This is a genomic window from Kineococcus esterisolvens (genome assembly GCF_050871405.1).
Lineage (GTDB): Bacteria > Actinomycetota > Actinomycetes > Actinomycetales > Kineococcaceae > Kineococcus.
This window is the reverse complement of record NZ_JBJLRI010000014.1, coordinates 1-13,095: the sequence shown is the minus strand read 5'-3', so window position 1 is coordinate 13,095 and position 13,095 is coordinate 1. Positions and strand designations below refer to the sequence as shown.

General features: G+C 75.7%; 11 protein-coding genes. 9 read left to right on the top strand and 2 right to left on the bottom strand.

From position 1 onward, the window contains the following. Positions 1–9: 9 nt before the first annotated feature. Positions 10–312, bottom strand: a complete 303-nt coding sequence (locus ACRYR8_RS06985) for a WhiB family transcriptional regulator (RefSeq protein WP_432483534.1) — start codon at positions 310–312, stop codon at positions 10–12. A gap of 350 nt (positions 313–662) precedes the next feature. On the opposite strand from ACRYR8_RS06985, the gene ACRYR8_RS06980 reads away from it, so the two are divergent. From ACRYR8_RS06980 to ACRYR8_RS06950, 7 genes are all read left to right on the top strand, one after another. Continuing rightward, positions 663–1,724, top strand: a complete 1,062-nt coding sequence (locus ACRYR8_RS06980) for a MerR family transcriptional regulator (protein WP_432483532.1) — start codon at positions 663–665, stop codon at positions 1,722–1,724. Between the two features lie 129 nt (positions 1,725–1,853). After that, the gene (locus tag ACRYR8_RS06975) at positions 1,854–2,465 is read left to right on the top strand and encodes a response regulator transcription factor (protein ID WP_432483530.1); all 612 of its coding nucleotides are present in this window, start codon (positions 1,854–1,856) and stop codon (positions 2,463–2,465) included. 4 nt (positions 2,466–2,469) lie between these two features. Beyond that, a complete protein-coding gene (gene shbA / locus ACRYR8_RS06970) occupies positions 2,470–3,273 on the top strand; it encodes an RNA polymerase sigma factor ShbA (protein ID WP_432483528.1) in 804 nt (267 codons plus the stop codon). After that, positions 3,270–4,844 (top strand): hypothetical protein, encoded by a 1,575-nt coding sequence (locus ACRYR8_RS06965; RefSeq protein WP_432483526.1) that lies wholly within the window; start codon positions 3,270–3,272, stop codon positions 4,842–4,844. Before shbA ends, ACRYR8_RS06965 begins: the two co-directional genes overlap by 4 nt. Positions 4,845–4,864: 20 nt before the next feature. Continuing rightward, positions 4,865–6,415 (top strand): IMP dehydrogenase, encoded by a 1,551-nt coding sequence (guaB, locus tag ACRYR8_RS06960; RefSeq protein WP_432483524.1) that lies wholly within the window; start codon positions 4,865–4,867, stop codon positions 6,413–6,415. 56 nt (positions 6,416–6,471) lie between these two features. After that, on the top strand, positions 6,472–7,593 hold the full coding sequence (locus ACRYR8_RS06955) for a GuaB3 family IMP dehydrogenase-related protein (protein WP_432483522.1): 1,122 nt from the start codon (positions 6,472–6,474) through the stop codon (positions 7,591–7,593). Positions 7,594–7,616: 23 nt separating this feature from the next. Then, positions 7,617–8,564, top strand: a complete 948-nt coding sequence (locus ACRYR8_RS06950; RefSeq protein WP_432483520.1) for an oxidoreductase — start codon at positions 7,617–7,619, stop codon at positions 8,562–8,564. 57 nt (positions 8,565–8,621) lie between these two features. Here ACRYR8_RS06950 and ggt read toward each other — a convergent pair whose 3' ends face one another. Next, positions 8,622–10,487, bottom strand: coding sequence for a gamma-glutamyltransferase (ggt, locus tag ACRYR8_RS06945; RefSeq protein WP_432483518.1), 1,866 nt, complete (start codon positions 10,485–10,487; stop codon positions 8,622–8,624). A 240-nt stretch (positions 10,488–10,727) separates the two neighbouring features. Here ggt and ACRYR8_RS06940 point away from each other — a divergent pair, with 240 nt between their 5' ends. Together ACRYR8_RS06940 and ACRYR8_RS06935 are read left to right on the top strand one after the other, a co-directional pair. After that, positions 10,728–12,338 carry a flavin monoamine oxidase family protein gene (locus ACRYR8_RS06940; RefSeq protein WP_432483516.1) on the top strand — a complete coding sequence of 537 codons (1,611 nt, stop codon included), beginning with the start codon at positions 10,728–10,730 and terminating at the stop codon, positions 12,336–12,338. Next, on the top strand, positions 12,338–13,045 hold the full coding sequence (locus ACRYR8_RS06935) for a Rid family hydrolase (protein ID WP_432483514.1): 708 nt from the start codon (positions 12,338–12,340) through the stop codon (positions 13,043–13,045). Before ACRYR8_RS06940 ends, ACRYR8_RS06935 begins: the two co-directional genes overlap by 1 nt. Positions 13,046–13,095 lie beyond the last annotated feature (50 nt).

Here is a 13,095-nt window from a genome sequence, read left to right as displayed (position 1 = left end):
CGGCCGTGGTCAGCTGGCGATGCGCAGGCTGCGGCGGCGCTCGGTGGCGTAGATGGCCTCGCGGTCGTCCTCGGTGAGGCCGCCCCACACGCCGTAGGGCTCGCGGACCTTCAGGGCGTGCTTGCGGCACTGCTCGATGACGGGGCAGCCGGCGCACACGGCCTGGGCGGCGGCGTCGCGGTTGCGGCGGGCGGGGCCGCGCTCGCCCTCGGGGTGGAAGAACAGGTCCGGGTCGGCCTCGCGGCAGGACCCGATGAGCTGCCACTCCCAGATGTCGGCGACGGGTCCGGGGAGGCGGGAGATCTCGGCCATGGTGCGCTCCTTGGGGAGGGTGCTGGGGGGCCACCGCGAGACGGTGGATCTTGCTGACGAGGTAGGACGCTACAACCGCGCCAGAAGTTGTTCAAGGGGCTGGGGGCAAGTTGTTCAGCAGTGATGCAAGTGACCTGCGCCACACGGATCGAGCGGCGTTGCCGCAACGGGGCCATGCCGTGCACAACCGGTGAACATCCCTGTGAACAACCTTCCGGACAGCGCTTCCCCGTTCGTCGCTCGCAGTGAACAACGTTGAACAACTTCTGCGTGGCCTCCTGCTGCTCCGGGGGGCGCCGGGAACCGGCCGGGGAGTGGCGGTCCAGGTCGCCGCGCGGGAGGATCCCGGGGTGTCCTCGTCGCCCCACGGGTCGGCCGCGCCACCCGCGCCGCGCCTGACCCTCACCGTCGCCGCCGTGGCGCGCCGGCTGGGTGTCGCCCCGGCGACGCTGCGCACCTGGGACCGCCGCTACGGGCTGGGGCCCTCCGAGCACACCGCGGGCGCGCACCGGCGCTACTCCTCCACCGACCTGGCCCGCCTCGTGGTCATGCGCCGCCTGACGCTGGAGGGCGTGGCCCCCGCCGAGGCCGCCGCGATCGCCGCGACCACCGCCGTCGCGGACGGCGGCTTCGCGCTCGCCAGCGTCTCCACCATCCCCGCAGCCGTCATCGAGGCCGCCGTCACCGACGCCGCCGCCATCGCCGGCGGACAAGCCGGTGGCGAGCCCGTCGAGGGCGGGGCGGCCCGCACCGCGGTGGACCCCGGGGTCGGCCTGCCGGCGGCTCGCCCCGGCCGCGCTGCCGACGAGGACGACGAGGACGACGAGGCGGAGGAGGCCGACGCGGAGCGCCGCGCCGCCGGTGCGGTCCCGCGCAACCGCGACGAGCTGCAGGACTGGGCGGTGCAGAGCCTGGCGGACCGCTTCGCCGAGGAGGTCCGCAACCGCGGCGCCGCCGCCGCCTGGGACGACGTCCTCGGCCCCGCGCTCGCCACCGACGACGCCGCGCTGCACGAGGCCGTGGCCCGCGCCCTGGCCCTGCTGCCCACCCGCGAGGACGAGCGCGCCGTCGTGCTGGCCGGCGCCGACCCGGTCCCGCGGGGACCGGCGCTGCTGGCCGCCGCCGCCGCGCTGGCCGAGGCGGGAGCCGGTGCCCGGTCCGTCGGCGACGGTGTGCCGGTGCGGATGCTCGTCGCGGCGGTGCGCCGCGCCCGGCCGCCCGCGGTGCTGCTGCACGCCCGGGCCGCGCGCAGCGGCGCCGAGGTGGAGGCCCTGGCGGCGCTGCTCGCCGTGCGCCCGGCGCCGCTGGTGGTGCTGTGCGGGCCCGGGTGGCCGGACGCCGTGGAGGGGTGCGAGCGCGCCGGCTCCCTGGCCGACGCCGTGCGCCGCTGCGCCCGCGCCGTGCACGCCTGAGCACTCCGCGGAGATCACCGCTCAGGTGCGTGCCGTCACGTGCCGATGCCTTCCCTGCAGCTCGCTCCAGGCGGGTCGCAACGGGTCCACGGAAGGGCCCGTTCCACCCATACAGGGAAGAGGCAAGTGGTGGCTACGGTCCTGGTCTGCGATGACCTCCCACTAGCCCGGGAGGCGATGCGGCGCATGGTCGCCGCGGTCCCGGGTGTGACCCGCGTCGTGGGCGCGGCCTCCGGCGAGGAGGCGCTGACGCGCTGGCCCGTCGAGCGGCCCTCGCTCGTCATCATGGACGTGCGGATGCCCGGCATCGGTGGTGTGGAGGCCGCGCGCCGCTTGCTCGCCCGGCACCCCGAGGCGAACGTCCTCATGGCCACGATGGCCGAGGACGGCGACGGCGTGGCGCGGGCCGTGGCCTCCGGCGCCCGCGGCTACGTCGTCAAGGACGTCTCGCGCGAGGAGCTGGCCACCGCGGTCCTGCAGGCCCTGCAGGACGTGTCCCGCCGTCGTGGCGGCGGCCGCGCCCGCACGGTGCTCTCCGGCCGCGCGCCGGTCCTGACCGAGCGGGAGGGGCAGGTCCTCGTCGGGATGAGCCGCGGCCGCAGCAACGCCGAGATCGGCCGGGAGCTGTTCCTGTCCGAGGACACCGTCAAGACGCACGCCCGGCGGCTCTTCCGCAAGCTCGAGGCGGCGGACCGGGCGCAGGCGGTGGCTGTGGGATTCCGCTGGGGTCTCGTACGGTAGGCGCGTGGGCCCTGGGGGCGACGAGGCCGGCGGACCGGCCGGGACGGACGCCGCGCGGCGCGCCGGCCCCGGTGCTGCGCCCTCCGCGGACGTCGCCCCCGGCACCGTCGAGGTGCGCACCGCGCCCACCGTCACGGCCGGAGCGGCGAGCGGCGAACGGTCCGCGGACGCCCCGGAGGTGCGCTTCGACGGCAGTGGTGTAACGGACGGCGAGCCCCGGCCGATGAGCAGAGTGGATGCCGGGGGGCTCCAGGAACTGGCGACGCGCGCCCTGTCGGGGGAGCAGGGCGCCGTCGCCGACCTCCTGGCAGCGGTTCGCCGCCTCGTCCACCGCTACTGCCGGGCCAGGCTCGGGCGCATGCCCGGGGCTGATCACGCCGCCGAGGACGCGGCACAGGAGGTCTGCATCGCCGTGCTGACGGCACTGCCCCGCTACAAGGACACCGGACGCCCGTTCGAGGCGTTCGTGTACCGCATCGCGGCCAACAAGGTCGCCGACGCGCAGCGGGCCGCGTACCGGGCTCCCGTGCCCACCGACGAGGTCCCGGACTCGGCCGCCGCCGAACCCGGCCCCGAGCAGCTGGCCCTGGACTCCTTCGACGCCGAGACCGTGGGGCGCCTGCTGGACACCCTCCCGCCGAAGCTGCGCGAGATCCTCACGCTGCGCGTGGGAGCGGGCATGTCCGCCGAGGAGACCGGCCGCGCCCTGGACATGACGGCCGGTGCGGTGCGCGTCGCGCAGCACCGGGCGATGCAGAAGCTGCGCAAGACCGCGATGGCCGACGAATCGCTGCGGGTGACGACGTGAGCGGCGACCGCGGGCACCTGCGCGGCGACCGCGGGCACCTGCGCGGCGGGCGGGGCCTGCCCACGGTGCCGGACCTGCTGGCCACCGACGCCCTGCTGGACCGCCTGGGATCGCACCGAGCCGGTGAGGACGACCTCCAGGACACCGTTGCGCGCCTGCTGAACTCCTACGCCCTGCACGCCGACCCGCTCACGGCGGGCGCGCGGGCGCTGGAGCTGCCGGTCGTCGAGGGTGCGGGCGCGCCGGCCGGGGGTTCCTCCCCGGCCGCTCCCGAGCCGCGCGTGCTGATGGCGCGCCGCCGGACGCTGGAGCGCCTCGGGCGCGGCACGGCCGCCGCGTGCGCCGTCCTGGCGCTGCTGGGCGGCACCGCCGCGGCGGCCGCCACGAGCGGGGGGCACCCGGACGCGGTGGCCGGGGAGGTCGCCAGCCCCGTCACGGCCAACCTGCCCGCCTGGTTCCCGGACCGCGTCCTGGAGGCGCTGGGCGGAACGGTGAAGCAGCGCGTGCAGCGGGAGCTGGCGCAGGCGCGCGCCGACGCCTCCTCCGGTGAGCACGAGGAGGCCGTGGAACGCGTCAGTGAGGTCCTGACGACCTTGCGGACCGTCGACGGCGACCCGCAGCTGGTGCGCTCGGTGCAGGACGCGCTGGAGCAGCTGCAGGAGCAGGCCGCCGCCGCGGGGGTCCCCGTGACGGGCCCGGCGCCCGCCGGCGCGAGCGCCCCCACCGGCGTCCCGGCGCCCCCCAGGACGCTGCCGGGCCTGGTCGCCGCCGCCACCCCGACGGTGGGGGCGACCTCCCGCTGGGTCGCCCCGATGGCTCCCGAGCAGCCCGGGGAGGGGACCACCCAGTCGCCGGGTGACGGCACGCTGTCGCCGACCGCGCCGCGCCCGTCGACGGGCACCACCGCGCCGACGGCCCCGGCCGTGCCGAGCGCGCCGGCGTCGCCCTCGGGCGGCAGCTCGGGCGGCGGGTCCACCGGTGCCCCGGTGCCTCCCGCCACCGGTGCCCCGGTGCCTCCCGCCACCGGCTCCCCGGCGCCTCCCGCGACCGGGGGGGCGGGCACGCCGGCCCCCTCCGGTTCGGGGGGGACGGCCGAACCGGTGCCCACCGGCTCCGGCGAGCCGACCGGCGGTGCGGACCCGACCGGTGAACCGGCTCCGACGGGGCCCGCCGGGCCGACCGGGCCCGCCGAGCCGACCGGGGCGGAGCCGCCCGCCGAGCAGCCCGTGCCGTCCTCCGAGCCGGCCGTGCCCGGCACCGCGACGGGCGAGCCCACCGGGGCTCCGGTGGCCCCGGAGGAGCCCGCGGGCGAGCCCACGGAGGAGCCCGCGGACGAGCCCACGGACCCGGAGGCGTCCACCACGCCCGTCGACGTCGTCGCGCCGGGCCCCGGTGCGGAGCCGTCCCCGGAGGCCGGGGCCGCGCCGTCCCCGTCCCCGCAGGCGTCCGGGGGTGGGGCGGCGGCCGACCCGGTGGCGGACGCGCCCGCCGGCGCACCCCCGGACACCCCCGCGGAGGTCCTGCCCGGCGGCTCGGCGGAGGTGCCCGCGCAGCCGTCGGAGGAGGGCTGAGGGAGCCGTAGCATCGAGGGGTGAGCGCGCACACCCCCGCCGGTGCCCCGGCCCCCCTCCCCGCTCCCGACGACCCCGGTCGCGACCCCTTCGGGTTCGTGGGCCTGACCTACGACGACGTCCTGCTGCTCCCCGGCGAGTCGGACGTCGTCCCCTCCGAGGCGGACACCTCCAGCCGCGTCTCCAAGCGCGTGACGCTGCGGGTGCCGCTGCTCAGCTCGGCGATGGACACGGTGACCGAGTCCCGGATGGCCATCGCGATGGCCCGCCAGGGCGGTCTGGGCGTGCTGCACCGCAACCTGTCCGCCGACGAGCAGGCCAACCAGGTCGACATCGTCAAGCGGTCGGAGTCGGGCATGGTCACCCGGCCGGTGACGACCTCCCCGGACGCCACGCTGGCGGACGTGGACGTCCTGTGCGGGCGCTACCGGATCTCCGGCGTGCCCGTCGTGGACGGCGACGGCACCCTGGTCGGCATCGTCACCAACCGCGACCTGCGGTTCGAGAGCGACTTCTCCCGCCCGGTGCACGAGGTCATGACCCCGATGCCGCTGGTCACGGCGCCCGTGGGCATCAGCGCGCACGACGCCGAGCAGCTGCTGCGCCAGCACAAGATCGAGAAGCTCCCGATCGTCGACGAGCGCAACCGCCTCACCGGGCTCATCACGGTGAAGGACTACGTCAAGAACGAGCAGTACCCGCTGGCCACGAAGGACGAGGACGGCCGGCTGCGGGTGGCCGCCGCCATCGGCATCTTCGAGGACGCCTGGAAGCGCGGCATGCAGCTGGTCGAGGCGGGCGTGGACGTCCTCGTGGTCGACATGGCGCACGGGCACTCGCGGGCGGTGCTGGAGATGATCTCCCGCCTGAAGGCCGACAGCGCGGCCGCGCACGTCGACGTCGTCGGCGGCAACGTCGCCACCCGGGCCGCGGCGCAGGCGCTGGTCGACGCGGGCGTGGACGGCATCAAGGTCGGGGTGGGCCCGGGCTCGATCTGCACCACCCGCGTCGTCTCGGGCGTGGGCGTGCCGCAGGTGACGGCCATCCACGAGGCGTCCAAGGCCGCCGGCCCGGCGGGCGTGCCGGTCATCGGCGACGGCGGGCTGGCCTACTCCGGCGACATCGCCAAGGCGATCGTGGCGGGCGCGGACACCGTGATGCTGGGCTCGCTGCTGGCGGGTTGCGAGGAGAGCCCCGGCGACCTGGTGTTCATCAACGGCAAGCAGTTCAAGAGCTACCGCGGGATGGGGTCGCTGGGCGCGCAGCAGACCCGCTCCGGGGGCCGTTCGTTCTCCAAGGACCGCTACTTCCAGAACGACGTGGCCTCCGACGACCGCTTCGTGCCCGAGGGCGTGGAGGGGCAGGTCCCGTACCGCGGTCCGCTGGCGGCGGTGGCGCACCAGCTGGTGGGTGGCCTGCGGCAGTCGATGTTCTACGCCGGTGCCCGCACGGTGCCGGACCTGCAGCGGGTGGGTCGGTTCGTCCGGATCACCCCGGCGGGGCTGCGGGAGAGCCACCCGCACGACATCCAGATGACGGTCGAGGCGCCCAACTACAGCAGCGGCCGCTGAGGGGGCGCCCCTCCCGCGCAGCGGGAGGGGCGCCGCGCAGCCGGTAGCCTGTGCGGGTGCACGAGATCGAGATCGGCCGCGGCAAGCGGGGGCGTCGCGCTTACAGCTTCGACGACGTGGCGATCGTCCCCAGCCGCCGCACCCGCGACCCGGAGGACGTGTCCACCGCCTGGCAGATCGACGCGTACCACTTCGCGATCCCCGTGCTGAGCGCGCCGATGGACTCGGTGGCCTCGCCGGCGACGGCCGTGGCCATGGGGCGCCTGGGTGGTCTGGGCGTGCTCGACCTCGAGGGGCTGTGGACGCGCTACGAGGACCCGGAGCCGCTGCTGGCGCAGATCGCCGCGCTGGACCCGGCCGTGGCGGTGCGCCGCATGCAGGAGATCTACGCGGAGCCGGTCAAGCCCGAGCTCATCACGGCGCGGCTGGCGCAGGTGCGCGCCGCGGGCGTGACGGTCGCCGGCGCCCTGTCGCCGCAGCGGACCCAGGAGTTCTGGAAGGTCGTCGTCGACGCCGGCGTGGACCTGTTCGTCATCCGCGGCACGACGGTCTCGGCCGAGCACGTCTCGGGCCGCAGCGAGCCGCTGAACCTCAAGCGCTTCATCTACGAGCTGGACGTGCCGGTCGTGGTGGGCGGCGCGGCCACGTACACGGCGTCGCTGCACCTGATGCGCACCGGTGCGGCCGGCGTCCTCGTCGGCTTCGGCGGGGGGGCGGCGCACACCACGCGCCGCACGCTGGGCATCCACGCCCCGATGGCCAGCGCCGTCGCGGACGTGGCGGCGGCCCGCCGCGACTACATGGACGAGTCCGGCGGCCGGTACGTGCACGTCATCGCCGACGGCGGCGTGGGCACCTCCGGCGACATCGTCAAGGCGGTGGCGTGCGGGGCGGACGCGGTGATGCTCGGGGCGGCGCTGGCGCGCGCCACGGAGGCGCCGGGCCGCGGCTGGCACTGGGGCCCGGAGGCGCACCACTCGGTGCTGCCGCGCGGTGAGCGCGTGCACGTGGGCACCGTCGCGCCGCTGGCGGAGATCCTGGAGGGGCCGGGCCGGGTGGCCGACGGCACCACGAACCTCGTCGGCGCGCTGCGCCGCTCGATGGCCACCACGGGGTACTCCGACCTGAAGGAGTTCCAGCGCGTCGAGGTCGTCGTCTCCCCGTACCAGCCCGCGTGAGGTCGCGCGGGGAGGGTTCCGCGGTGCCGTGGACGCCGGGCGAGGTCGGTCCCCAGGAGGGTCGCACCGTCGTGGTCACGGGCGCGAACTCCGGTCTGGGGTTCCACGTGGCGACCGAGTTCGCCCGCCGCGGCGCGGACGTCCTGCTGGCCTGCCGCGACGCGGCCCGCGGCGCTGCGGCGCTGGAGCGGCTGCGGGCGGAGGTCGCCGACTCGGGCGTGGAGGCGTCCGCGGAGGTGCTGGCGCTGGACGTGGCGGACCTGGCGAGCGTGCGGCGCGCCGCGGCGGAGGTCGCCGGCCGCCGCGCGAGCGTGGACGTGCTGGTGAACAACGCCGGCGTCATGGCCCCGCCGTTCGGGCGCACCGCGGACGGCTTCGAGCTGCAGGTGGGCACCAACCACCTGGGCCACTTCGCGCTGACGGGCCTGCTGCTGCCGCTGCTGCTGGCCGGGGACGGCGCCCGCGTGGTGAGCGTGGCCAGCGTGGCGCACCGCTTCGGCCGGCTGGACCGGGAGAACTACCTGAGCGAGCGCTCCTACTCGCGCTGGCACGCCTACGGGCAGTCGAAGCTGTCGAACCTGCTGTTCGGCCTGGAGCTGCAGCGGCGCGCCGCGGCGGCGGGGCTGCCGCTGGTCTCGGCGATCGCCCACCCGGGCCTGTCGGACACGAACCTGTGGAAGGCGACGCCGCTGTCGGCCGACACCCGCGTCGGTGCCGCGCTGGGCGGGGCGCTCGGGCGCGCGGTGGGGCACCCCCCGGCGCAGGGGGCCTGGCCGCTGCTGCGCGCCGCCACCGACCCGGACGTGCGCGGTGGTGAGTACTTCGGCCCCGACGGCTTCGGCGGCTGGAAGGGTTTCCCGGTCCTGGAGCGCGCGTCGGCCGCGGCGTACGACACCGCGGACGCGGCGTGGCTGTGGGCGCGCTCGGTGGAGTGGACGGGCGTGGGGTTCGGGGAGCTCGCCGCGCGCTGAGCGGCCCGCTCGTCCGCGGCGGCCCCGGGGCGGGTGCTTCCCGCCCCGGGGTCCCCGTCAGTCGACCAGGCGGGGGGCCAGGTCGGTCGCGGCCTTCGTCGTGGTGGTCGCGTACACGTCGTCGACGACCCCCGCGCTGCCGCCGCCGCGCCGGGTGGTCTCGGCCGCGGCGAGCAGGAGCGGGGTCCGCCCCTCGGGCGTGGGCAGGAACTCCACGGCCGTGGCGGCGCCGATCTCGGCGGTCTCGCTGAAGGCGTGGCCGAGCGCGGTGAGCTCCGCCCCGTGCGCCTGCAGGAACGCCGGCTCGGCGTTGACGCTGGCCGTGTTGCGCGGCGTGGCCCGCGGCGCGGCGATGGCCTCGTCGAGCCGCATGTTCGCGTCGACCCGGTTCACGAGGGTCTGCAGGACGGTCGTGATGATGGTGCTGCCGCCGGGGGAGCCGAGCGCCATGAGGGGCTCGCCGTCGTCCAGCACGATCGTGGGGGCCATGCTGCTGCGCGGGCGCTTGCCGGGGGCGGGCAGGTTGGGCTCCGGCTGCGTGAGGTCGGCGGGCGCGAAGGTGAAGTCGGTGAGCTCGTTGTTGAGCAGGAAACCGCGGCCCGGCACGGTGATGCCGCTGCCGCCGGTCTGCTCGATCGTCAGCGTGTAGCTGGCGATGTTGCCCTCCGCGTCGGCGACGGTGAGGTGGGTCGTCGACACCCCCGCCGCGGTGTCCTGCACGCTCGCGCCCTCGGCGGTGCCGCACGGGGCGTACTCGCCGTCCGGCACGCCGGCCGGGACGGGCTTGACCGCCGCGGCGGTGGGGTCGATCTCGCAGGAGCGCTCGGCCGCGAACCCCTCGGAGAGCAGTTCGTCGACGGGCACCTGGGTGTAGGCGGGGTCGCCGACGTAGGCGTTGCGGTCGGCGAAGGCCAGCGCACCGGCCTCGAGGTAGTGGTGGAGCCGGTCGGCCGCGGGAATCGAGGCCAGGTTGTGCTCGTCGAGGATGTTCAGGGCCTCGCCGACGGTGGTGCCGCCGCTGGAGGGGGGAGCCATGCCGTAGACCTCCAGGCCGCGGTACTCCACCTTCGTCGCCTCGCGCAGCGGGGCGTCGTAGGCGGCGAGGTCGGCGCTGGTGAGCAGGCCGTCGTAGGCCTCCGGCACGCCCTCGGCCTCCTGCGGGTCCTGAGCGGTCGCCGCGATCTCGTCGGCGAGCCGGCCGTCGTAGAAGGAGTCCACGCCCCGCGCGGCGAGCTGGCGGTAGGTGCGGGCGAGGTCGGGGTTGCGGAACACCGACCCCACCTCGGGAAGCTGCCCGCCGGGCAGGAACAGCTCCGCCGTCGCGGGGAACAGGCGGAACCGCTCCTCGTTGTCGGCGGTCTGCTGGCGGAACGTCTCGTCGACCACGAACCCGTCGCGGGCCAGGGCGGTGGGCCCGGTAAGCACGTCGCGCAGCGACTTCGTGCCGAACTCCTCCAGGGCCCGTTCCCAGGTCCGGGGCGTTCCCGGGGTGCCCACGGACAGGCCGCTGTTGACGGCCTCGGCGAAGGGCAGGGGCTCGCCGTCCTCGCCGAGGAACGCGGTGGCGCCCATGGCCATCGGGGCGGTCTCGCGACCGTCGATGGTGGAGACCTCACCGCTCCCGGCGTCGTAGTAGACGAAGAAGCCACCGCCGCCGACGCCGGCCGAGTAGGGCTCGGTGACGCCGAGCGCGGCTGCGGCCGCCACGGCCGCGTCGGCGGCGTTGCCGCCGTCGGCGAGCACGTCGAGGCCGATGCGGGTGGCGTCGGGGTCGACCGTGGCGACCGCGCCGCCCGTGCCGACGGCGAGGGGGACCTTCTCGGCGGTGGGGGCGGCGGACACCGGGCCGGCGGGCCCGGCGACGGCGACCCCGGCGGTCAGGCCGGCGAGAGCGAGCAGGGAGGTGCGGCGACGCTGCGGCATGCGGGCTCCAGGCGGGGGTCGTGGACCGCGGACGGCGCCATCCAATACCCGCGCGCAGCGGCTGCGCAAGGACGCGGGCACGGACGGTGATCGCCCCGTCGGCCCGGGCCGGCGTTGCGCGGCCGTCACAGGCGTCACACGGTGTTGATGATCACGTGATCTGCGCGAAACACGGCCCCGCCAGGGTTCGGGTGTCCCCCCCACCGTGGGTGACTCCACACTGTCCTCTCGAGGAGAACCGTGCCCGTTTCCCGCAGGAACTTCCTCCGTGGTGTCGGCGCCACCGGAGGGGCCGGAGCCATGTTCGGCGCCATGGGTGCGCTGGGTCTGGCACCGGCCGCGTCGGCCGCCGAGAACGCCGCGTTCACCCCGCCCCGCGCCTCCGACTTCACCCTCACCGGCCGCTCGAGCCGCAGCGTCCTGGTGCTGGGCGCCGGCATCGCCGGGCTCACCACGGCCTACGAACTGGGCAAGGCCGGGTACCGCGTCACCCTCCTGGAGGGGCGCCACCGCCCCGGCGGCCGGAACTGGACGGTCCGCGGCGGTGACACGGAGACCGACCTGAACGGTGAGACGCAGCGCGTTCGGTTCGCCGAGGGTCAGTACATGAACGCCGGCCCCGCCCGCATCCCGCAGCACCACGTCACCCTGGACTACTGCCGCGAGCTGGGGGTCGCGATCGAGCCGTTCGTGAACCAGAACGCCGACGCGCTGCTCTACTACACCGGCGACACGGCGATCTCCGGCACGGCGGTCCGGCACCGCGCGGCCAAGGCCGACGTGTACGGCTACGTGTCGGAGCTGCTGGCGAAGGCCACGAACGCCGGTGCGCTGGACGGGGAGCTGAGCGGCGACGACAAGGAGGCGCTCGTCGAGTTCCTGCGCGACTTCGGTGACCTGGGGAACTCCACCGGCGACCCGGCCGCGGCGGACCTCTACCTCGGCGGCAGCGGCCGGCGCGGTTTCGACGTCGCACCCGGCGCGGGTCTGCAGGCGGGTTCCGTCTCCCCGGCGCCGGGGCTGCACGACGTCATCGCCAGCGGGATCGGCAGGGAGTTCTCCTTCGAGTTCGGCTGGGACCAGGCCGTCATGATGTTCCAGCCGGTCGGCGGCATGGACCGCATCGCGTACGCGCTGGAGAAGGCCGTCGGCCCCGCGAAGATCCGGTACGGTGCCGAGGTCACCGCGATCCGCACCACGCCCGCCGGCGGTGAGGTCGACTACGTGGACGCGCGCGGCGCCACCCGCACCGCGACCGCCGACTTCGTCGTCAACACGATCCCGCCGCACATCGCCGCACGGATCCCGCACAACCTCGGCCTCGGTGTCACCACGGCGCTGCAGGCCGCCACCGGATCGCCCACGGGCAAGATCGGCCTGGAGTACTCCCGGCGCTGGTGGGAGGAGGACATGCGCATCTACGGCGGCATCACGAACACCGACCTGGACCTGGCGCACGTCTGGTACCCGTCGTCGGGTTTCCACACCGACCGCGGCGTGGTCGTCGGTTACTACAACTACGGACAGACCGCACTGGACTACGCGGCCCTGCCGCACGCCGAGCGCCGCGAGCGGGCCGTGAAGAACGGCGCGCTGATCCACGGCGACGTGTACGGGGAGGACATCGCCTCCTCGTTCTCGGTGTCCTGGAGCGCGACGAAGTACAGCGAGGGCGGCTGGGTGGACTGGACCTCGCAGACCGGTCCCGAGTACGCGACGCTGCTCGCGCCGCAGGGCAACGTGTACTTCGCCGGCGACCACCTCTCCCACGCCATCGCCTGGCAGCACGGCGCGATGACGTCGGCGCGCGCCGCCGTCACCGCGCTGCACCAGCGCGTCATGAGCAGCTGATGACCCCGAACCGGAGGACCCGAGTGAAGAAGAACCTGTCCCGCCGGCCGCTGGCCGTGGGCGTCAGTGCGCTGCTCCTCGTCGGCCTGGGCGCCGGCGCCGGTGTCGCCGCCGTCCGCGGCGGGACGCCCGCGCCGGGCACGGTCGAGGTGGCGCTGCCCCTGGGCGACACGAACCCGTTCATCGCGAACGGCGTCGGCATCGGCCCGGGGACGGCGATCTACAAGTCCAGCGGGATCGGCCCGTCCGCCGCGAACCCCGACGCCGAGCCGGGTACCCCGGAGGCGTACGTGGACCTCGCCCCCTTCGGCGGTGCGCTGCCGGAGGGGGTGACCCTCACCGAGGCGCAGGGCCTGAACGCCCTGGCGGCGATCGGTGAGAACCTCGCCGCGCAGGGCCTCAGCTTCGACGACGTCGTCACGATGCGCGTGTTCCTCGCCAACGAGGAGGGCACCGAGGTCGCCGACTTCGCCGGCTGGAACCGCGCCTACCGGCAGTACTTCGCCAACGTCGACCTCGAGACGAACGAGGCGGTCGACGTGCCGATGGGCACCGCGGCGCCCGCACCGCCGTTGTTCGAGAACCCCGCGCGCCCCTCGCGCTCGGCGCTCGAGGTCGCCTCGCTGCCGGTCGCCGGCTGGCTCGTGGAGATCGAGGTGGACGCGGTCTACCCGGAGCAGCCGTTCGCGAAGGGGAAGAAGGGCTGACGCACGCCTGAGGCGGTGACCGCGGCGGACCCCCGGGGGTCCGCCGCGGT